The 19736-nt window shown below is 68.3% G+C and carries 18 protein-coding genes and 1 pseudogene; 1 reads left to right on the plus strand and 18 read right to left on the minus strand.

Annotation, left to right across the window (positions count from 1 at the left end; genetic code table 11):
• The 13 genes and pseudogenes from ACZ3HV_RS06950 to ACZ3HV_RS07010 form a co-directional block, all read right to left on the minus strand.
• A pseudogene (locus tag ACZ3HV_RS06950) lies at window positions 1-1445 on the minus strand (hypothetical protein); the annotation flags it as partial.
• Between the two features lie 114 nt (window positions 1446-1559).
• Entirely contained in the window at window positions 1560-2888 is a 1329-nt protein-coding gene (locus ACZ3HV_RS06955) for a hypothetical protein (protein ID WP_465681725.1), read from the minus strand.
• Window positions 2885-3859: an alpha-ketoacid dehydrogenase subunit beta gene (locus ACZ3HV_RS06960; protein WP_465681727.1), complete on the minus strand. Its 975-nt coding sequence runs from the start codon at window positions 3857-3859 to the stop codon at window positions 2885-2887. The genes ACZ3HV_RS06955 and ACZ3HV_RS06960 overlap by 4 nt, the downstream gene beginning before the upstream one ends.
• On the minus strand, window positions 3859-4809 hold the full coding sequence (locus ACZ3HV_RS06965; protein ID WP_465681729.1) for a thiamine pyrophosphate-dependent dehydrogenase E1 component subunit alpha: 951 nt from the start codon (window positions 4807-4809) through the stop codon (window positions 3859-3861). Before ACZ3HV_RS06965 ends, ACZ3HV_RS06960 begins: the two co-directional genes overlap by 1 nt.
• Window positions 4810-4811: 2 nt before the next feature.
• Window positions 4812-5597 carry a DUF3050 domain-containing protein gene (locus tag ACZ3HV_RS06970; protein WP_465681731.1) on the minus strand — a complete coding sequence of 262 codons (786 nt, stop codon included), beginning with the start codon at window positions 5595-5597 and terminating at the stop codon, window positions 4812-4814.
• Between the two features lie 11 nt (window positions 5598-5608).
• Window positions 5609-6541 carry a phytanoyl-CoA dioxygenase family protein gene (locus ACZ3HV_RS06975; RefSeq protein ID WP_465681733.1) on the minus strand — a complete coding sequence of 311 codons (933 nt, stop codon included), beginning with the start codon at window positions 6539-6541 and terminating at the stop codon, window positions 5609-5611.
• Window positions 6538-7605: a 4-hydroxyphenylpyruvate dioxygenase gene (gene hppD / locus ACZ3HV_RS06980; RefSeq protein ID WP_465681735.1), complete on the minus strand. Its 1068-nt coding sequence runs from the start codon at window positions 7603-7605 to the stop codon at window positions 6538-6540. The genes ACZ3HV_RS06975 and hppD overlap by 4 nt, the downstream gene beginning before the upstream one ends.
• Window positions 7606-8874: a beta-ketoacyl-[acyl-carrier-protein] synthase family protein gene (locus tag ACZ3HV_RS06985; RefSeq protein ID WP_465681737.1), complete on the minus strand. Its 1269-nt coding sequence runs from the start codon at window positions 8872-8874 to the stop codon at window positions 7606-7608.
• Window positions 8871-10448 carry a class I adenylate-forming enzyme family protein gene (locus ACZ3HV_RS06990; protein ID WP_465681739.1) on the minus strand — a complete coding sequence of 526 codons (1578 nt, stop codon included), beginning with the start codon at window positions 10446-10448 and terminating at the stop codon, window positions 8871-8873. The genes ACZ3HV_RS06985 and ACZ3HV_RS06990 overlap by 4 nt, the downstream gene beginning before the upstream one ends.
• Window positions 10445-10918 (minus strand): beta-ketoacyl synthase chain length factor, encoded by a 474-nt coding sequence (locus tag ACZ3HV_RS06995; protein ID WP_465681741.1) that lies wholly within the window; start codon window positions 10916-10918, stop codon window positions 10445-10447. The genes ACZ3HV_RS06990 and ACZ3HV_RS06995 overlap by 4 nt, the downstream gene beginning before the upstream one ends.
• Window positions 10915-11913, minus strand: a complete 999-nt coding sequence (locus ACZ3HV_RS07000; RefSeq protein ID WP_465681743.1) for a beta-ketoacyl-[acyl-carrier-protein] synthase family protein — start codon at window positions 11911-11913, stop codon at window positions 10915-10917. Before ACZ3HV_RS07000 ends, ACZ3HV_RS06995 begins: the two co-directional genes overlap by 4 nt.
• Window positions 11906-12136 carry an acyl carrier protein gene (locus ACZ3HV_RS07005; RefSeq protein WP_360364011.1) on the minus strand — a complete coding sequence of 77 codons (231 nt, stop codon included), beginning with the start codon at window positions 12134-12136 and terminating at the stop codon, window positions 11906-11908. Before ACZ3HV_RS07005 ends, ACZ3HV_RS07000 begins: the two co-directional genes overlap by 8 nt.
• Window positions 12136-12390: an acyl carrier protein gene (locus ACZ3HV_RS07010; RefSeq protein WP_360364013.1), complete on the minus strand. Its 255-nt coding sequence runs from the start codon at window positions 12388-12390 to the stop codon at window positions 12136-12138. Before ACZ3HV_RS07010 ends, ACZ3HV_RS07005 begins: the two co-directional genes overlap by 1 nt.
• Before the next feature lie 17 nt (window positions 12391-12407).
• Between ACZ3HV_RS07010 and ACZ3HV_RS07015 the strand changes: the two genes are divergently transcribed.
• Window positions 12408-13037, plus strand: a complete 630-nt coding sequence (locus ACZ3HV_RS07015) for a 4'-phosphopantetheinyl transferase family protein (RefSeq protein ID WP_465681746.1) — start codon at window positions 12408-12410, stop codon at window positions 13035-13037.
• Here the strand turns inward: ACZ3HV_RS07015 and ACZ3HV_RS07020 are convergent.
• From ACZ3HV_RS07020 to ACZ3HV_RS07040, 5 genes are all read right to left on the minus strand, one after another.
• A complete protein-coding gene (locus ACZ3HV_RS07020) occupies window positions 12968-14368 on the minus strand; it encodes a class I adenylate-forming enzyme family protein (protein WP_465681748.1) in 1401 nt (466 codons plus the stop codon). The genes ACZ3HV_RS07015 and ACZ3HV_RS07020 overlap by 70 nt on opposite strands.
• Window positions 14369-14825: 457 nt before the next feature.
• The gene (gene murQ, locus ACZ3HV_RS07025) at window positions 14826-15719 is read right to left on the minus strand and encodes an N-acetylmuramic acid 6-phosphate etherase (protein WP_465681750.1); all 894 of its coding nucleotides are present in this window, start codon (window positions 15717-15719) and stop codon (window positions 14826-14828) included.
• A gap of 80 nt (window positions 15720-15799) precedes the next feature.
• Complete coding sequence (locus tag ACZ3HV_RS07030; protein ID WP_360364021.1) at window positions 15800-16687, minus strand: MurR/RpiR family transcriptional regulator; 888 nt, start codon at window positions 16685-16687, stop codon at window positions 15800-15802.
• A 35-nt stretch (window positions 16688-16722) separates the two neighbouring features.
• Entirely contained in the window at window positions 16723-18447 is a 1725-nt protein-coding gene (locus ACZ3HV_RS07035) for a serine hydrolase domain-containing protein (protein WP_465681752.1), read from the minus strand.
• A complete protein-coding gene (locus ACZ3HV_RS07040; protein ID WP_465681754.1) occupies window positions 18444-19721 on the minus strand; it encodes an exo-beta-N-acetylmuramidase NamZ family protein in 1278 nt (425 codons plus the stop codon). Before ACZ3HV_RS07040 ends, ACZ3HV_RS07035 begins: the two co-directional genes overlap by 4 nt.
• Window positions 19722-19736: the final 15 nt, after the last annotated feature.

Here is a 19736-nt window from a genome sequence, read left to right on the forward strand (position 1 = left end):
GTGCCGGTGCCGGTGCCGGTGCCGGCGGCAGGCTCGGTGCGGTCGGCGCATTCGCCGCGGCCGCGGTCGCCGCGGTCGCCGCGGTCGGCGCGGTCGGCGCTGCGTCGGGTGAGGTTGGCGTAGGCGTCGTGCTTGATTTGGGCTAGGCGCGCGTGCAGGGCACGTCGGGCTGCGGCGTCCATGGGCTGGCCGTCGTCGGGATCGACACCGACGTTGGGCTCGAGCGGGTCGAAGGGTTCGACCGGATCCTTGGATGGCGCGTCGAGCGGATCTGCGAGGTCGCTGACACTCGGGTGAGGTGCGTCGCGGTCGGCCTCGTCGTCCAGGCCGGGTTCGTGGCGGCCACTGGTCCGGTCGTCGAGCAAGCCGTCATCAGACCACCAGGAACCCGGCCCCGCACCGAGGTCCGCAGCAACCCGTTCCCGCACGATGCGTTCGGCCGCCGTGGCGTTTGGAGTCGTGGTGTCGGGAGCGGCGGTGGCGCCCCGAGTGGTCGCACCAGGAGCGGTCGTGGTGGGGACGGCGGGATCCGGAACACCCGTCGTAGCCCGAGCGCCGGTGATGGCCGGGGCGCCGGTGGGGTCGGGAGCGGCGTCCCGGGTGGCAGCAGTCGCGGTGCCCGCAGTGGCCGTGCCCGGGGTGGTGGGGGTGTTGGGGTGGTGGTGGCGGGCTTGGGTGAGGAGTTCTTGGGTGTAGTGGGGGTCGGCGATGATGCCGACGGCTTCGGCGCGGCGGGATTGCACAGTGCGGGTGTCGCCGAAGGTTTTGAGGGCGTCGGCGATGGCGGTGAGGGTGGCGTTGTTGCGGGCGATCGCGCCGGCGGCGGCTTTGATGTACATGGTTTTGGTGCCGTGGTCGTTGGAGCGGCCGAGGAAGACGCCGCGTTCGCGGGCCTTCTCGGCGGCCTCGGCGCGGGCGGCGGCCGGGTCGGCGTGCAGTTTGGCGGCGGTGACGATCTTGGTCAGGCGGTACGGGGTCAGGGAGTCGATCAGCGGCGCGATGCGCCTGTCGACGTAGGCGGCGGCGTCTTCGGTGAGTTTGGAGCATTCGGCGGCGATCCGGCGGGCCTTCCAGGCGGTGGCGTCGCCGGACTGGATCCGGGCCCAGGTGAAGGGGAAGCGGTGCCGGAGCGCCAGCGCGGTGCCGATGTAGTCGGCGGCCACGCCTGGGGAGATGCCGAGGAGGACACCGAATTCGGCGATCGCGAACTCCAAGATCGGTGGGCATCCCTCGCCACCCAGGACGACCGCGCGCTCACGGCCGTCGCTGGAGCGGCGGCCAGGACGGACGGCGCGGTCGGGGCGGGCGTCGGGGTGGTGGCGGTCGGCGTAGACGAGGGCGTGTTCGAGGAGGCGGGCGTCGCGGCGGTTGGCCTCGGCGCGGTGCTCGGCGGCCGAGTCCAGCAGGTCGGCCGTCGACAGCGTCGTCAGATCTCCTTCGAACATGTGTTCGATCTTACGCGCCCAACTCAGCCGGATGCAAACCGGCCGGCAGCCGCAAAGCCCTTATCCACAAGGGGAAACGTCACACCGCAGGAAGCCGAAGAGCTGATATACGCCCTACGGGAGCAGTAGCAGACCGCTTGTCAGCGCGCCTTGACCCACGTTGACTACAGGACCGGCGCCGGGGACGGTGAAGCGGAGGTAGGCACCGGCGGGGGTGCCGGCGAAGAGGTACGGCGCGATGCAGAAAGGTACTGCAGCTTCCTGGGTCTCCCCGGTGGTGATCTCGACGAACTGCATGGTCAGGCGGTCGACGGCGACGTACGACTGGAGGATGTAGCCGCCTTCGGCGATCGCCGCGTCTAGGGCAGCTGCCCAAGTGTGCGCGGGAACCTCGGGGCCGACGACGACGCCGACACCGCCGTAGGAGCCGGACGGCTTCAGTACAAGCAGGTTCTGGTTGGCGATCGCACGGCCGCGGCGGTTCACGGACAGCACCTCAGTGCGGGGCACGTGCCGGCGGATGATCTCGGCCTCCTCAGGTGACAGCGAAGGCAGGTCATCCCAGAGCCACGCGAAGATCGCCTTGCTGGCCAGCAGCCAACTAGCCGTCTGCGTGAACATTCGCACCGCACCCGTCTGGACGGCAGTGTGTAACGCCTGCAGGCCATCGCTAGCGGTTGTGCCTTGCGGGACGAACATCCGCAGTACGGCGTCGATCGGCCCATCGTCGACGCATAACCGGCCGGCATCGTCCAGGGTCAGCCACTCGACCGGATAGACACGCATATCGAGCCCAAGCTCACGACCACGTTCGCTGAACGGCTCGAGCAGCTTGATCATCGCCAGCCCGTCCTGCGACCCCGGATAGGTCCCGCCGGTGGTGAAGACCATCGCCAGCCGGTCCTCCCCACTCAATTGCAACGCAGTACGCACCGCCTCGTACCGCGCATCGACGGCCGACGGTGGCGCCGCCAGACCGACGCGATCCAACACCGGGTCACCGGAGTACGCCAACAGGAAGCGCCGGGCGACGCCGTCGGAGTCGTGGGCGCCGCCGAGTGCACTGTCGATGTTGGCCTCGACCACGTACGGCGTCCCGCTCGCGAGCAGGATGTCCGCGCGGACGCCACCGAGCAACTCGTCGGTCAACGGTAGGTCCTCGTCGAGCAGGTCGATGGCACCGACCGGCATACCGAGCGCGCGCCGCAACTCCCCCGCGGTCGCTGCCCGGCGCAAGCACGCGGCCAGGATCAGCCGAGCGACGGCCGCCGAGATGTCGGTCAGCAACTGGTAGGTGGCGACCGACATGATCGGCGGCCGGAGTGGGCGCCACTGCTTGTTGTGGGTGGCAACACCGTCGTACACCTGCTGCCATGACTCGGTCCCACGGGCGAGGAGCGCCGTACGTGTTGCCTTGGGCAACTGGTGCCACAGGTCGGTCATCGTTCCTCCAGTACGGCGTGAATCGCGGAGACGAGCTGGTCGCGACTGGGCTGGACGGCTCGGTCCAGGGCGAGGGCGAAGGGAAGGACCGCACCGTCGGGCCTCGTGACCCTGCGGGGCGGAGCATCCAAAGAGAAGCGTTCGGCGGCGACCGCGAGGACTTCCGCGGCGAACCCGCTGGTCCGGTTGGAGTCGTCGATCACCACCAGCCGGCGGGTCTTGGCAACCGAGGCGGCCAAGCCACGGACGTCGAGCGGATAGACCGTACGCGGATCGAAGACCTCGATCGAGATGCCGAGGCCGGCCAGCTCGTCGGCGGCCACCAGCGCGTCCTGGACCAGGTGGCCGAGAGCCACGACTGTCACGTCGCTACCGGCTCGCGCGACTCGGCCGACTCCGAGCGGTACTGGCGTCAGCGTGCTGAAGTCGACGTCGTCGCGGACACCGAGCGCACCGGACGGCGCGAACACGACGACCGGATCGTCGTCGCGGATCGCCGACATCAGCAGTCCGTAGGCATCGGAGGGAGTAGCGGGTACGACGGTCTTCACGCCGACGTGCGCGAACAGGCTGTAGGGGTGGTCGGAGTGCTGACCGGCCCAGCCGGTCCGCGAGCCCGACCCGGGTACGACGTACGTGACGGGGACCTTGCACTGCCCGCCGGTCATCAGCGAGAACTTGTGGGCCTGGTTGGCGATCTGCTCGAAGACCAGGAACAGCAACGAGGGGATCTGGAACTCGATCACCGGACGCATCCCGGCCAGCGCGGCACCGGTCGCGAAGTTGGTGAACGCCTGCTCCGACAGCGGGGTGTCGAGCACGCGGTCCGGGCCGAACCGGGCGAACAGGCCTGCGGTCAGATTGGACGCGGCGACCCGGATGTCCTCACCTAGGAGGAACACAGCTGGATCATCGGCCAGCGCATCACCCAGCGCGCGGTTGAGCGCCTTCAAATACGAGAGTTTCGGCATCAGCGCAGCACCTCCGGCGAGGCGTACAAGTACTTGAGCGCCTCGGCCGGATCCGGGTGAGCGCTGCCCAACGCGATCCCAGCCGCGGTGTCGAGCAGAGCCTCAATCTCCGCATCAACGGCAGCCTGGTCGACAGGGGTCAGCCGCGCGCCCTGGATCTGCACGGGATCCCGCGACCGTCCGGCAGACAGCTCATCCGCCGAGCGGTAGTCGAGACGAGCGCGATGCTCGAAGGTGTGGTGCGCGTCGAAGCGATAGGTGATGCACTCCAGGAACGTCGGACCTTTGCCGGACCGGGCGCGCGCGACCGCCGATGAGGTTGCCGCCAGCACCTTTTCCGGATCCTGGCCGTCGACCGTGAAGGCTGGGATACCGAAAGCCTGAGCCCGGCCGGTGATACTGCCGGCGACCGCAGACGAAACCGGCATCGTGGTCGCATAACCGTTGTTCTCGCAGACGAAGATCACCGGCACCCGCCAGAGTGCGGCCAGGTTGAAGGCCTCCAGCAGCATCCCCTCGTTCATCGCCCCGTCGCCGAAGAACGTGACGGCGACCGAGTCACGACCACGCTGCCGCAAGGCCCACGCGGCTCCGGTCGCGATCGAACCGGCCGCGCCGACGATCGCGTTGGCACCGAGGATGCCGAGACCGAAATCGGCCGCGTGCATGGACCCGCCGCGCCCCTTGTTCAGACCGCTCTCGCGGCCCATCAGCTCGGCGAACAACCGGGCTGGGTTCACCCCGCGGGCGAGCACGTGCCCGTGTCCTCGGTGCGTGCTGGTGATCACGTCGGCGTCTGTCAGCGCGGCACAGACTCCGGTGGCGATCGCCTCCTGACCGACGTACGGGTGAATCCCTCCGACAATCTCCCCGGACCGCACGAACTCGATCGCCCGTTCCTCGAACCGGCGGATCAGCCGCACGGTCCGGTAGAGATCGGCACTCGTCATGGTCAGCCCTTGACCTCGGCCAGGATGGCGTCCCAGAGCCGGGCTCGGGCGGCGAGCGCGGTGTTGATGGTGTCCGCGCACGCCTGCCACTTCGCGTCATCGTCGCCGCAGAGGTCGGTGACCATCTGCATCGCCATCGGGGTGTGCTGCTCGCCATCGACCTCGATGTGCCGCTCCAGGTAGTCGACGAAGGTGTTGAGCTTGTTCGACCGCTCGTTCACCGCGACCACCTGGGTGAACATGTCCGGGATCAGGTCCTCCCGGCCGAACGCGAACGCGGCCGCCTGGCAGTGCACCGGCGCGTTCTCGATGATGTCCCAGGTCGTCCCGGCGAAGTCGATCGACGCCTGCGGTACGCCGGCCTCCCGCAGCGACTCCACCACCGGTGCACCACCCCGGAGCAGGTCGATCAGCTGCGAGATGGCACTCGTGTCGGCGCCCGCCTCGTCCATCCCGTTGACGTACAGCTCGAAGTGGCTGATGAACCCGTCACCGAGCTCGTCGCTCTCCTCGACCATCACGATGTCGTTGATCAGCCGACGGCTCCCCGTGTGCGCGGTGGGGATCCACGGCACGGTCACACAAGTGAGCTCGCGCTGCAGCGACTTCAGCAGGGACATGAAGTCCCAGACCGCGAACACGTGGTGCTCCATGAAGGTGACCAGCGCTTCGTGCGTGTCCAGGTTGGCGTAGAGCGGGTGCTGGACGACCTTGTCGCGGGCCTCGCTGACGGCCTTCTCCAGCTGCTCGATGCCGGGGTGGGTCTGACCCCAGTCGTAACGTGACATGTCCTGATCTCCTAGCGATCGGCCCAGAGGGTCGGGCAGTAGTCGGGGTCGGCGTAATCGGGGTGGCCGGCGGGCGTCCGGCGTACCAGGACGTCGTGGTTGTAGGCCGCCAAGGTGCCGTCGGACAGCGGGAACTCGCGGTAGCGGTTGTCCCCGTCCTGCAGGTGCAGCGAGATCGCCCGGCGCGGACGGTCGCTGACGTTGGCACCGCTGCCGTGGTACGTGCGGCAGTGGTGGAAGTTCATGTGGCCGCGCGGGATGGTGACCGGGATCCTGGTCACCTCGGCGTCGTTGTACGCCGCGTTCTCGGCCAGCATCTGGTCGAGCTGGGACCGGTCCCGCTCGGCGAAATGCCGTACGACGGTGTCGTCGGAGCCGATCTCCTGCCAGCGGTGACTGCCGTCGACCATCGTGATCGTGCCCATGTCCGGCGGGCAGTCGTGGAACGGAATGAACGCGGTCAGCATCCGGTCCGACGCCGACGACGACCAGTAGTGCTTGTCGAAGTGCCAGGGCACGATGTTCGACGGTTCGCCGGAGATCGGCGGCTTGTAGATCAACGTGGACTGGAAGATCCGGATCTCGTCGGTCTGCGCGAGCCGGGCCGCGACCGCGCCGATCAAGGGCTTGCGGAGGATCTTCGCCAGGCCGTCGTGTTCGTAGTGCACGTAGTCGTTGTGCCGCTGTACGTCGCCCTTGGACGGGTCCCAGTACGCGAGCTTCGGCGGTGCCGTCGGCAACGTTCGGTCGCGTTCGCCGGCGTAGTAGCGCTCGCTGGCGTTGACGAGCTCTTCGGTCTCGTCGTCGGTGAGGAGCTTCTTGGACAGGTACCAGCCGTGCTGGTTGTAGAAGGCAACGTCCTCGTCGCTCGGGAGGAGCTGGATCTCTTCTTCCGACAGCTTGAAGGTCCTGTGCCTTCTGATGACCTCGCTTCGCTCTGTCATGAGGCTCCCGCCAGCTCGCGTTCCTTCGCCTCGTAGAGGGCCTTGATGTTGCCGCTGCCGAACGTCATCGCGCCGCGCCGCTCGATGATCTCCAGGAACAGCGTCCGCCGGACGTGCATCGACTCGGTGAAGATCTGCAGCAGCTGTCCCCAGTGGTCCCGGTCGACCAGGATGCCGAGCTTCTCCAGGTCCTCGATCGGCGTCTCGACCTCACCGACCCGGCCGGTCAGCGCCCGGTAGTACGTGGACGGCGTGCCGAGGAAGTTCACGCCGCGGCTCGCCAGCGTGCTGACCGCCTCGACGATGTTGCTGGTGCGCAAGGCGATGTGCTGTACACCGGCGCCCGCGTGCCAGCTGAGGAAGTCGTTGATCTGGCCGGGCCGGCGGTTCGGGTCCGGCTCGATCAGGGTGAACGTGACGTGCTTCGACGGACTCTGCACGACCTTCGAGTCCATCCCCTGGCCCGCGACCTCGATGTACTCCTCGAAGATCCGGGCGAAACCGAACACGTCCTCGTAGAACTTCGCGATCGGCTCGAGCTCACCGGACGGGACACAGATCGCCAGGTGGTCGATCTCGCTGAACAGCTTCTCGTCCGGTCCGGCGCTGGGCACGCTGACGTGCATCCGGCCAGGCAGGAACTCGTGCCGCGGTCCGTGCCGTTCGACCAACCGGTGGATCACGTCCCCGAACCCGGCCACCTCGGCGATGACCACCGTCGTCTCGTCGACGTGGTAGGTCTGCGGACCGGCCATCGGTTGGGCGCCTCGGGCAACCAGTTCGTCGTACGCCGCAGTCGCGTCGTCGACCTCGAGTCCGACGATCGCGACCCCGTCACCGTGGCGCTGCACATACTCGGCCGCCGGATGGCCGGCGGCGAGGCCGGACGTCAGCACGATCTGTACCGCGTCCTCGCGCAGCAGCAGCGATCGCTGGTCCGGCAGGCCGGTCTCCGGACCACCTTGACCGTGTATCTGCAGGCCGAACGCGTGTCCCAGGTAGAACGCCGCCTGCCGAGCGTCGCCCACGTACAGTTCCACGTGGTCGATCCCGAAGATCTCCATTTAGCCTTTCTCCTCACTGTTGATCGCTCTCCGCTCCGGCGTACTGGCGGCGCCGAGGAGCAGGCTGACGTTCTGGCCGCCGAACCCGAACGAGTTCGACAGCGCGTACTCGAGCCGGACTTCACGTGGTTCCTTGCGGACGTGGTCCAGCGGGCAGGCCGGATCCGGATCGTCCAGGTGATACGTCGGTGGCACCAGTCCGGTCGTGATCGCACCCGCGGCGGCCGCGGCCTCGACGACACCGGAGGTGCCGAGCATGTGACCGGTCAGTGCTTTGGTCGAGCTGACCGCCGGATGGTGATCGCCGAACGCTCGTCCGATCGCGACCGACTCGGCGACGTCCCCGAGCTTGGTGCTGGTGCCGTGGGCGTTGACGTAGCCGACTTGTTCCGGGCGGATTCCACCGCTCGCCAGCGCTCGCCGCATGCACTCGGCGGCGCCGGTGCCGTCGGGCCTCGGAGCCGTTGGGTGATGGGCGTCCGAGTTGACCCCGTAGCCGGCGACGTCCGCGTATCCGCCGGCTCCTCGCGCTGACGCGTGCGCGGTGCTCTCCAGGACGAGGAGCGCGGCGCCTTCACTCAGTACGAAGCCGTTGCGGCGCAGGTCGAACGGACGGCTCGCCTCCGCGGGGTCCTCCCAGCCTCGGGCCAGGGCTCGCGCATTGGCGAACGTCTCGGCGAACGTCGGGAACAGAGGTGCCTCACTCGCGCCGCACAGCACGACATCGACCTCACCCGATCGAATCAGCCGGGCCGCGTCGGCGATCGCCTGAGCTCCGGAGGCGCACGCCGTACCGACTGCCGAGGTGTAGCCGCGGAGGCCGAACCGGATCGCGACGCGGGCCGCCGGCATGTTGGGCAGGATGCCGGTCAGCAGGTACGGGCTGACGGCGGCGCGGCCGCGTTCGGCGCGAGCGAGCACCTGTTGCTCGAGGGTCGCCATGCCACCGACGCCACCGATGATCACCCCGATGCGGTCGGGGTCGACGTTCTCTCCAACCCGCAGTCCGGCATCTGCCAGTGCATCCTCGGCAGCGAGCTGAGCGAGGATCACGGTGCGGTCCATCACCTTGCCGTCGGGACCACTCGCGATCTTGCCCGCGTCGAACGGCGGCAGTACGCCGGCGAGCTCGATGGAGCCGGCGATCGGGTGATCGGCGGGCGGCTTCACGATGCCGGATCGCCCATGCAGCAAGGCGCCGTACACGTCGCCGATCCCGCGCCCGACCGGGGTGATCAGCCCCATTCCGGTGATCGTCACGGCGTTCACGAGCGAGCCTCGCGAAGGGCGACCTTGCGGACCTTGCCGGTCACGGTGACGGGTACGTCCGCTTCCCCGACCACGGTGACCTTGCGGATGATCGCGGCGACCTCCTCGCCGACGGCCTCCTTCACCTTGGTGGTGCGGTCCACGTCGTCCGCGTCCGCTGACAGCTCGAGCAGTACGTCGGCGACGTACTTGCCGTTGTCCTGCACGATGATCACTGTGCAGTCGGCGACCTCGGCGAGGGCGGCGAGGATGCGTTCCTCGGACATCGAGGTGAAGAGCTGCGGGCCTTCGAATCCGGCGACCGCGTCCGGGACCCGGTCGAGGTGGAAGTAGTGGCCGGTGTCGTCGCGGTAGACCAGGTCGCCGGTGAGGAACCAGCCGTTCAGGCGGAAGCGGTACGTGTTGACCGAGTCGTTCCAGTAGCCGGGTGACACCGACGGCGAGCGGAAGCCGAGCAGGCCGACCTTGCCGGGCGGGAGTTCGTCACCGGCCGAGCTGAGAACCGCGGCCTCGGCGAACCCGTACGGCTTGCCGATGCAGCGCCCGTAGTGGTCACTGTCGATCGTGTGCGTGACGTGGAACCCGTTGTGTCCCATCTCGCTGGAGCCGAGGCCGTCGACGAAGTGGCTGCCCTTGACCGTACGACGACCCTCGCGCGTGACCGTCTCCCGGGTGCCGACGGCAACGAGTTTGCGAATGTGTGGCTCGTGCGCGCAATCCCCGGTGTTGAACCACATCCGGACCGAGTCGAGGTCGTGCTTGCTCAGATCGGCACGGGCCAGACCGGCCCACGTGACCGCGAATCCGTAGACGGCGCGGGGTTTCCACGTCTCGATGTGATGCAGGACGGTCGGCGCGTCCTGGCTGGAGAGCAGCAGCATCTCCGCGCGGTTGCCGAGGACCTGGTTGACCATCAGGATCGTCGCGGTGTGCGGGATCGGGAGGGCGTTGAGGATTCTGTCCGTGCCTTGCGCTTGCGGCATGGTCAGGAGGTGTTTCAGCGCGGCGTACAAGGTGGTGTGCGTGTGCAGAACAGCCTTGGGTACGCCGGTTGTGCCGCTGGTGTGGGTGATCACGATGGGATCGTCGCGGTGGTGGCGGTAGTGCTCCGGCGCCTTCGCGGGATCGCCGGTGCCGAGGTCTCTTGGTTCGGCGAGGACGTCGGTCTGCAGGAGCGGCCGGTGGGTGGCGTCGGCGAGGACCGCTGTGACACGCAGGCGCTTGATGTACTCGTCCGCGATGGCGGGTGCCATCTTGCCGTTGAGCAAGGCGGGGATCGCGCCGATCCGGGTGAGGGCGAGGAAGCTGAGGACGATGTCCTGCGCCTCGGTGGCCCAGATCGCGACCACGTCGCGTCGGCCGATGCCGCGTTCGGCGAGCCACGCCGTACGGGCTTGGACGCGGTGGTCCAGTTCGCCGAGGGTCAGCGGGTGTTCGGCGGGGTGGTGGTCGACGGGTGTGTCGAAGGTCAGGCCGGGGCCGTCCGGGTCGGCGCCGAGGGCGATCACCCGGGCGAGGACGTTGCCGGCGCCGATCGCCGCGTCTTGGGCCAACTGGGCTCTCAAGCTCTTCATGTCGGGTCTCCCCCACTCACGATCACGGCGGACGCCTGGTCGGCACCCACCTGCACGATCAGCACCTGGTCGGCGTCCCCGTCACCGATCAGCAACGCGGCCTCGTCGAGCCCGCCGTCCGTCACACACACCACCGGGCCACGCAGGTCCCACCTGGCCGCGATCCACCCGGCCACACTGTTGGGCACCGACTGAAAGAAGAACAGCGGTCCGATCCGCTTGCCCTCAGCAACTAACTGCTCGACGTGCCGAGCGCTGACCCGGTCGCCGCCACTCACCAGCACGACGCCGGTCCGCTGTGACCTGGTCGGCAGCTGACCAAGACATCGATTCGCCACCACCACGGCCATCGGGTTGAAGGCCGACAACACGAACCCCGGCACTCCCGGCGGCTCGCCGTCATCCCCCGCCTCCGGCCACCACGCCTCGGCCAGCACCACCAACTCATGAACTTCCAGCAGCCCGGTCATCCCGCCCGCACCACCAGCGCGGAATTGGCTCCCCCGAACGCCGAGTTCACCGACATCCCGTACGGCGAACCCGCCGGCCGCGGCACCTCCAGAATCAGATCCACCCCACACGCGGGATCCACGTCCAGATAGCCGGCGTTCACCGGCAACTTCCCCTCCCGCAAGGCCTGCACCAGCACCACAAACTCCACCAACCCAGAAGCCTCCAAAGCGTGCCCATGCAGGCTCTTCGTCGAACTCACAGCCGGCCTGAAGACCTGGTTGAGGGCGGCGGCCTCGGCGGCGTCGCTGAAGACTGTGCCGGTGGCGTTGGCATTGAGGTAGCCGACCTCTTCGGGGACGACGTCGGCTTTGGACAGGGCTGCTTGGATTGCGGCGGCCAAGCCTCGGCCGTCCGGGGCTGGTTGGCACGGGTGGTACGCGTCGCCTGCTCGGGCCCAGCCCACCAGCTCGGCCAGGCCTTCGCCTGCTTCGAGGACCACCGCGGCGACCCCGTCACCAAGAAGCGTTCCTCGGCGGTGGAGGCTGAAAGGGCGGACGGCTCCGTCGGTGGACAGCGCTCGGCCGGCGTCGAAGAGGGCGTGTTGGTGGGGCTCGACCAGGTAGGCCGCGGCTACGACGATGCGGTCGGCTCGGCCGGTGCGGATCAGGGTCGCGGCGTCGGCGAGCGCCGTACTGGCTGACACGCAGGCGCTCGTGTACACGCGGCGTTGGCCGAAGTCGCGGGCCGGGGCCGTGTGAAGTGCGAGCAGGAGCGGCGTCGTACGACGATCGACGCCGGCCTGTGCGCACGCGGTGGTGATCGCCAGGTCCAGTTCTTCGTCCAGCGTGCCGGTTTCGGCGGCCGTCGCGGCGTGGTGCACGCGGCGCGCGCTGGTGTCGAAGCGGGTGATCTCGGTGAAGGCCGGCGTACTGGTGAGCTGCGCCTCCGGGCCGCGGCCGAGCGCAGTCAGGATCGAGAGGCCGGTGACGGCGACCGGTCTGGGGTCAGACATGGCTGGTCAGCACCTCGGCGATCACGCTGACGGCGTCGTCGACGGTGGTCATGCGCGTCAGCTGGTCGTCGTCGAGCTCGACGCCGTACCGCTGCTCGACCTGATGGACCAGCCAGGCCAGTTCCATCGAGTCGAGCCGCTCGGCACCGGGTGGTCGCTCGCCGAGGCCGGTCAGCCAGCTGAGGATCTCGGCCCGCCCGGGCGGGGGTGGGGTCGAGTTCATCAGACCTGCTGGGCTGCCCGGCCGGCCACCTCGGTGGTGAACTCGCCGACCGTCATCAGCGCGAGCTGCTCGGACTCGTCGTCGGAGAACCGCACTCCGAAGCGGTCCTCGACCCGCACCGACAGATCCGCGAGCGCGAGCGACTCCAGGTCCACGCCGGCCGGGCCGAGCGTGGTGTCGTCGTCGATGCCCTCGGTGTCGTAGTTCATGTCCTGCAGTTGCGCGATCACGAAAGCGCGTACGTCGTCCTTCATCGGGATACCTTCTTTCCGTGGGAGATTCCGTACATGTCTGGATGGCGCCCGCCGGCGCCGAGCCACGAACCGCGGCCCACAACCTGCTGCTGCTTCTCGCCGGCACGCTGATCCCCGCACCGGCCCTGCACCACGACGCCGACGGTCGTCCGCACATCCCCGGGCTCGCGGTGAGCATCAGCCATACCCACCACCTGATCGCCGTCGCAGCGTCGTACGACGGTCCCCTTGGCGTGGACGTCGAGGAGGTGTACCCGCGTGAGGTCCGCGGCCTGGCAGACCGCTGGTTCGACCCGGCCGAGCTGGAGTGGATGGCTGCCCAACCGGACGAGCTGGCCGCTTTCCTCCATCTCTGGACCGCGAAGGAAGCAGTCGGCAAAGCGCTCGGCCAAGGCCTCAGAAACTCCGGCCTCCGCCGGGCGATGCCGCTTCCCAGCTCCCCCGCCGAAAGCCAGGCGCTCCGCGCCGCCTTGGTCCCCGACCACGCCGGGCTCGCGGTGCTGCATGTGCCTGTCGAGCTTGGGGTGGTGGCGGTGGCGTTGTCCCCGGGAGTCGGGGAGGTTGTTTTGAGCCTGCATCACGAGGCTGCTTTGCGGAGGGTGGGGAGGTCTCGGACGAGTTTCCCGGTGGTGGTTCGGGGCAACTGAGCCAGGAGGTGCAGGGTTCGGGGGCGTTTGTAGGGGGCGAGGAGTTGGGCTAGGTCGATTTCGAGTTCGGAGGCCGTGCGGGGCGTGTTGAGCTGCAGGTAGGCGGTGATCGCGCCGTCGAAGACGACGACCGCGGAGTCCACGCCGCGCAGGGACGCCAGCGTGGCTTCGACCTCGGTGAGGTCGACCTTGAGCCCGCCGATGGAGACCTGCGAATCGAGCCGGCCCTTGATGCTGACCAGTCCGGTGTCCGGGTCGACGACGCCGGCATCGCGGGTGTGCAGCCACCCGGTGGACCAGCGGGTCGGGTCGGACAGCCCCAGGTACGGCGATTCCGGGCGACCGATCTGCAGTTCGCCGTCGACCTCGCGGACCTCGATGCCGGGTGCGGGCCGGATCGCCGGCCGGTGTTCGCAGTACAGGTCCGTCCCGATCACCCCGACCTCGGTCATCCCGTACATGTTCCCGAGCGGTACGCCGTACTTCGCCTCGAAGGACTGCCAGACCGCGGCCGACACCAGCTCACCGCCGGTCGTCATCCGCTTGAACTGCGGCAACCGCGGCGGATCCTGTACGGACGCGAGCAGCCCGATGTGGAACGGCACCCCGAGCACCGTCGCCGGAGTCGTGGCTGACCCGATCGCCTGGACGATCGCATCCCCCGTCAGCCGGGCCGGCGGAACCAGCTCGATGCCCGCATGCAGTCCGTAGAGCAGACCTCCGACCAATCCGAGCACATGCACCATCGACGGCAGCAGGATCAGCCGCTCACCACGCTCCGGTACGCCGTCGATCTGCGTGTACCGCAGTACCTCCTCGACCAGATCCTCCGCGGTCCGGCCGATCACCTTCGACGGTCCGGTCGATCCGGAACTCAGCTGTACGACGGCATGCGTCGTACCGGCCGGATGACCGGAGTAGCTGGCCAGGTCGGTCTCGACCTCGACGAACGTCCTCAGCCCGGCCGGCACCGGGCGCGCGGGTGACACGACCACCTGCGGAACCAGCCGCTCGATCGCCCGGCGGACCTCGTAGTCGGTCAACCGGTGATCCAGCAGGATCGCCTGCCCGCCGCTGCGCCAGATCGCCAGCAAATGCGTCACAAAAGCCATCGACGGCGGCAGTCGCAAGGCCACCGCACCACCTGGCCTAAAACCGGACCGCGCCAGATCGGATTGGCGATCCCGGACCAATCGGCGTAACTTCTCTCGCTCGACCGGTTCAGGCAATCGAAAGCAAATGTCCGCGGCCGGGCCGGCCAGCAGGACCTCGTCGACCCACTCAGCTCCCTGGGTGGTTCCGGGCACCACAACGGCACCGTCCATGGTCATCCGAGCTCCAAAGTTCGTTGCACACAAAGGATTCGAAGACCAGAACCTCCACCAAGGCCTGGCGATGACGCGACGATACGACACGATCACACAAACGCGCTACAAACCAGCAGTAATGAGGCCATTACCCCCAGCAATCATCCTGCAATCAGCTATAACCACCCCTGAACCACACCCACGGAAAGCCATCTACAGGTTAGTAATTGGTATACATATCCGACCCACCAAAGGTTTCCCCTCAGAAACCCTCGCCCCAAAAGACCCGCCTCCGAAAACTTTCCGGGCGACACGCCAACCGGACGTGTGCCACTCAGTAAGTGGGCGGCGCCCTGCCGGTCGGGTTGGTGAGTGCCGCAGGTCCGCTTCTCGCGCCGATGTCCGTTGCCAGGTGCGCCCGCCGAGTGGCAGCCGCCGCCGGAGGCGGTGTCCTTTTGGCGGCGGTAGGCGGTGTCCTTGGTTAGGCGGGGGCGCCTAGGGCCGTCAAGGCGGTGGCTACGCGGCCGTGGGCGGCTTCCAGGGCGGCTCGGGCGGCGGGGATGGGGGTGCCGGTGAGGAGGTGGACCAGGGCCGGCTTGAGCTCGCCGTCGGCCTCGGCCAGGGCGGCCTCGCAGGCGTCGGCGTCGGCGCCGGTGGCCTCGGCCAGGATCCGGAGCATCCGGCCGCGGAGCTTCTTGTTGGTGGCGACCAGGTCGACCATCAGGTTCGACCACGTGCGGCCGAGCTTGATCATCAGCGTGGTGGAGAACGCGTTCAGGATCAGCTTCTGCGCGGTGCCGGCCTTCAGCCGCGTCGACCCGGCGATCACCTCAGGACCGGTGTCCGCGGCGATCACGATGTCGGCCAGCGGAGCCAGCGGGGCGGACGGGTTCGACGTGACCAGCACAGTGGTCGCTCCGGCCGCGCGAGCGGCCTTCAGTGCCCCGGCGACGTACGGCGTACTCCCGGAAGCCGCCAGGCCGATCACGAGGTCCTGACCGGTGACAGCGACCGCGTCGGCGGCGCCGCCCTCCTCGGAGTCCTCGACGTTCTCGACCGCGCGGAGCAGCGCCTCCGTGCCACCGGCGTGGTGGGCGACCACCAGCCCGTCCGGCACGTGAAACGTGGGCAGCAGCTCCGCGGCATCCAGCACCGCCAGCCGGCCCGACGTCCCGGCGCCGAAGTAATGCACCCGGCCACCGCCGCGGATCGCCGCTACACCGGCATCCACGGCGCGGGCCAGCTCGGGGATGACGACCTCGACGGCACCGGCGACCCGGGCGTCCTCGGCGTTCACCATCCGGAGGATCTCACTCGTGCCCACCGCATCGATGGCGAGCGTCCTGGGGTTGCGCTGCTCCGTCGGCGTGGTCACAGGTCCGATGTTAGTTTCCTACTGAAGGATTTTCAATTCTGTTCATCGTTGACAGAGAAAGGGGAGGGGGAGGGGTGACCTCACTCCGAGCCCTTGAGCCGGTGACCACGGACCGCGCTGGCGGTCTCCTCGAGCGCCTTGCGGGCGTCCGGAAGCACCTGCTGGGCCACTCCGATGAACAGGCAGTCGATCACCGTCAGCTGCGCGATCCGCGAAGCCATCGCACCGGACCGGTACGTCGTCTCCCGCGCGGCCGTGGTCAGCACCAGATCGGCCATCTTGGCCAGTGGCGAGCGCGGGAAGTTTGTCACCGCGACCGTGGTGGCGCCGTGCTTGGCCGCCTCCTCGAGGGCCTCGACGACCTCGACCGTCGTACCGGTGTGGGAGATACCGATCGCCACATCGCCCTCACCGAGCAGAGCGGCACTGGTCAGCGCGATGTGCACGTCCGACCAGGCGAACGCCACCCGGCGGATCCGGTGCAGCTTCTGCTGCAGGTCCAACGCGACGAAGGCGCTCGCGGCGAACCCGTAGAGGTCCACCCGGGGAGCATTGACGACCGCGTCGACCACCTTGGCCAGCGCGTCGACGTCGACCTGCTGCGCGGTCTCGCGGACCGCCCGTTCGTCGGCGAAGGCAACCTTGTTGACCACATCGGCCAGTGAGTCGCCGGGCTCGATGTCACCGCCCACCTCCGGCCGGATACTCTCCTGCGCCGACTGGGCCGCCAACTGCAGGCGGAGCTGCGGATAGCCGGGGACGCCGATCTGCTTGCAGAACCGGATGACCGTGGTCTCCGAGGTGGACGCCACCTCGGCCAGTTCGGAGATCGTCATCGCCGCCACTCCGCCCGGGTCCGCGAGGACCGCGTTCGCCACCCGCTGCTCGGCCGGCGCCAGCGCGGGCATCACCGCGCGGACCCGGACCAGCAGCGGCCCCGTGGGTTCTGGAGAGGAAACAGAGTTCATGACAGCACGGTACGGCGCCTATCCACGAGATGGGGTCACCGACGCGAAAGTCTCCAACCTGTTGCGGTAAATGATTCAGGCGTGCGTTCTCCATCGAGAAGAACACCATCATCCGTCGTGATCTTCACACCATCGAGGTAGACACCGCGGCCTTGATACAGCGGATCCGTGGTGTATCGCCATCTGAGCGTGTGATCGCCGGCCCCGAGGTCGGCGCTCACCTGGTGCCAGTGCCGGTCGCCGGATCCGCTGATCGACCCGTCGGTGTCGATCACGGAGCCGCGATCCCGCACGGTGAACGGCACCTTCGTCCAGGTCGTCCCGTCCGCGGAACTCTCCAGGTACAGCAGGTCCGAGTCCTCGGTGTCGACGAACAAATCAAACGCCAGTTTCGCCCCACCGGCGGGTACGGCGACCTGCGTCGACAGGGTCGTGGTCGCGTTGTCCGTCGTACCGGAGAACCAGGCGTCCTTGCCGTGGCGCGGACCGACGCCGAGCGACAGCGCGAGCCCCTGGACGACGGCCCGGCGGGCCGGGTTGTTGCTGCCCCAGTTGCGGCTCGGGTGCACCCGGTTGGTCAGCAGGATCGCGAACGAGCGGGAGTCGAAGTCGATCACGATCGACGTGCCGGTGTAACCGGTGTGGCCGGCCGTGCGCGGACCGGACAGGCCACCCATGTACCAACGCTGGTTCAGCTCGAAGCCTAGACCGTGGTCGTTACCCGGGAAGGCCTGGTTGAAGTTGGTGATCATCGCGGTCACCGAGGATTCCTTGAGGATCCGGGCACCGCCGTAGCTGCCGCCGTTCAGGAAGGTCTGGGCCAGCACCGCCAGGTCGTCCGCGGTGCTGAAGACGCCGGCATGTCCGGCGACTCCATCCAGTGACCAGGCGTTCTCGTCGTGCACCGAGCCCCACACCATGCCGCGTGGCGGCGAGGACTGGAACTCGGTCGCCGCGATCCGCGGCTTCTTCTTCGGGTCGGGGTTGTAGCCGGTGTCGCGCATCCGCAGCGGTTTCGTGATGCCGTCGGCGACCAGCTTGTCGAGCGTCTTGCCGGTCACCCGGTGCGCGACCTCGCCGAGGGAGATCAGGTTCAGGTCGCTGTACAGGTAGGTGCTGCCGGGCGGGTTCAGCAGCTTCGCGGTGAGCGCCAGCTGCAGCCGTTCCTCCGGCGTCTTGCCGGTGCTCCACAGCGGCAGCCAGGCCGGGAACCCGGTGGTGTGGGTGAGCGCCTGCCGGACCGTGATCGCCTCTTTGCCGTTCGCCGCGAACTCCGGCACGTAGGTGGCGATCGGTGTGTCCAGGCCGACCTTGCCCTTCTCGACCAGCTGCAGCACCACGATCGAGGTGAACAGCTTCGACACCGACGCCAGGTCGAAGATCGTGTCGGTGCGCATCGGGATCTGCTCGGCGGCGGGCAGCTCGGTCCCGTTCCCGTCGGCGTACTTGAGGGCCAGACCGGTCGCCGTCCGGGTGACGATCTTCCCGTCGTGACCGAGCAGCGTGACGGCGCCGGCGTACAGGGGTTTCGCCGTACCGGCGGGACGGGTCCAGGCGTCCACCTGGGCCAGCGCCGCGTCGATCGGTGCCGGGTCGAGACCGGCCTTGACGGGGGTCGTGTCACGCAAGAGCGTGCCCTTCGGTGCGTACCCGGCGTACGGGCGGTCGAACCGGCCAGAGTTGTTGCCCTGAGCAACTGCAGGACTTGCCATCGTCACCATCACCGCAGAGGCTATCGTGAGCGCGGCGAGTCGTTTCACCGGTGTGCTCCCTTGTAGAGAAGGTACTTCGCGCGGCGGGCCGTCCACGCATCGGTCTCGGACTTCCAGGCCGCCACGATCTCCTCGGCGGTCGCGTCCGCGGTCAGCATGGTGCGGAAACGGTCCGACCCGGTGAGCAGGTCGATCCACCGGCCGGGCGGGTTCTCGGCGCGCCAGGCGAACTCCGGGTACAGCTTGCGGGCCTCGACGATCATGTGCGTCGCCGCGGTGATCGCCTCGACCTTGTGCGGATCGGTGATCTGCACCTGGACGCCGCCGCAGAGCACGTTCGCGTTCTTGCTGATGCTCGGCGTGAAGTACGCCTCCCGGAACGCGACGCCCGGGATCTTCTTCGTCTGCAGCGCCTGCGCCCACTTGTAGTCGACGTACGGCGCCCCGATCAGCTCGAACGGCCGCGTCGTACCGCGACCCTCGGACATGTTGGTCGCCTCGAACAGGCACAGCCCCGGATACAGCAGCGCGGTGTCGGGCGTCGGCATGTTCGGGCTCGGCATCACCCAGGTCAGACCGGTGTCGTCGTACAGCTGGTCGCGCTTCCAGTTCTGCACCTGGATGACCTTGAGCTCCGTCAGCCGCGGGCCACCGGAGTCGAGCGGCAGGTACTCGGCGTTGAACAGCCGGGCCAGCTCACCCACGGTCATGCCGTGCTGCTGGATGATCTCCTCCTTGCCGACCCCGGAGGTGTAACCGGCCTTCAGCATCGGGCCCCGCGCGTACCCGCCGACCGGGTTCGGACGGTCGAGTACGACGAAGCGCGCGCCGGTGCGGACCGCGGCCAGCATCGCCTCGTACATCGTCCAGATGTAGGTGTAGAACCGCGCACCGACGTCCTGGATGTCGAAGACGACGGTCTCGACGCCGGACTTGGTGTAGAGGTCGGCCAACTTCGTCGCGGTGGCGCCGTACGCGTCGTAGACCATGATTCCGGTGCGCGGATCGACGTGGTCGCCTTCGGAACCGCCGGCCTGGGCGCTGCCGCGGAAGCCGTGCTCGGGTCCGAAGACCGCGACCACGTTGACCTTCCCGGACGCGTGCATGGTGTCGACGATGTGGTTCAGGTCGGGCAGGATCCCGGTCGGGTTGCTGATCACGCCGACCTTCTGACCGGCCAGCGCCCGCCAGTCGTCGGCGGCCAGCGCCATCGCGCCGGTCATCACCTTGCCGTGGGACGGGCTTGCTTGGGCGGTCTGGAGGTCGACCAGCGGGGCGGCGGCGAGCACACCGGCACCCGCGAGCAAACTGCGGCGCTTCATCAGATCTCTCCTCGT

The organism is Kribbella sp. NPDC020701 (assembly GCF_055562215.1).

Coding starts and splice junctions, on each gene's coding strand:
- ACZ3HV_RS07030 (WP_360364021.1), bottom strand. CDS start 16,687: ATGAACTCTGTTTCCTCTCCAGAACCCACGGGGCCGCTGCTGGTCCGG.
- ACZ3HV_RS06975 (WP_465681733.1), bottom strand. CDS start 6,541: ATGACAGAGCGAAGCGAGGTCATCAGAAGGCACAGGACCTTCAAGCTG.
- ACZ3HV_RS07040 (WP_465681754.1), bottom strand. CDS start 19,721: ATGAAGCGCCGCAGTTTGCTCGCGGGTGCCGGTGTGCTCGCCGCCGCC.
- hppD (WP_465681735.1), bottom strand. CDS start 7,605: ATGGAGATCTTCGGGATCGACCACGTGGAACTGTACGTGGGCGACGCT.
- ACZ3HV_RS06965 (WP_465681729.1), bottom strand. CDS start 4,809: ATGACGAGTGCCGATCTCTACCGGACCGTGCGGCTGATCCGCCGGTTC.
- ACZ3HV_RS06990 (WP_465681739.1), bottom strand. CDS start 10,448: ATGAAGAGCTTGAGAGCCCAGTTGGCCCAAGACGCGGCGATCGGCGCC.
- ACZ3HV_RS06970 (WP_465681731.1), bottom strand. CDS start 5,597: ATGTCACGTTACGACTGGGGTCAGACCCACCCCGGCATCGAGCAGCTG.
- ACZ3HV_RS06995 (WP_465681741.1), bottom strand. CDS start 10,918: ATGACCGGGCTGCTGGAAGTTCATGAGTTGGTGGTGCTGGCCGAGGCG.
- ACZ3HV_RS07005 (WP_360364011.1), bottom strand. CDS start 12,136: ATGAACTCGACCCCACCCCCGCCCGGGCGGGCCGAGATCCTCAGCTGG.
- ACZ3HV_RS07020 (WP_465681748.1), bottom strand. CDS start 14,368: ATGACCATGGACGGTGCCGTTGTGGTGCCCGGAACCACCCAGGGAGCT.
- ACZ3HV_RS06960 (WP_465681727.1), bottom strand. CDS start 3,859: ATGCCGAAACTCTCGTATTTGAAGGCGCTCAACCGCGCGCTGGGTGAT.
- ACZ3HV_RS07010 (WP_360364013.1), bottom strand. CDS start 12,390: ATGAAGGACGACGTACGCGCTTTCGTGATCGCGCAACTGCAGGACATG.
- ACZ3HV_RS06955 (WP_465681725.1), bottom strand. CDS start 2,888: ATGACCGACCTGTGGCACCAGTTGCCCAAGGCAACACGTACGGCGCTC.
- ACZ3HV_RS07000 (WP_465681743.1), bottom strand. CDS start 11,913: ATGTCTGACCCCAGACCGGTCGCCGTCACCGGCCTCTCGATCCTGACT.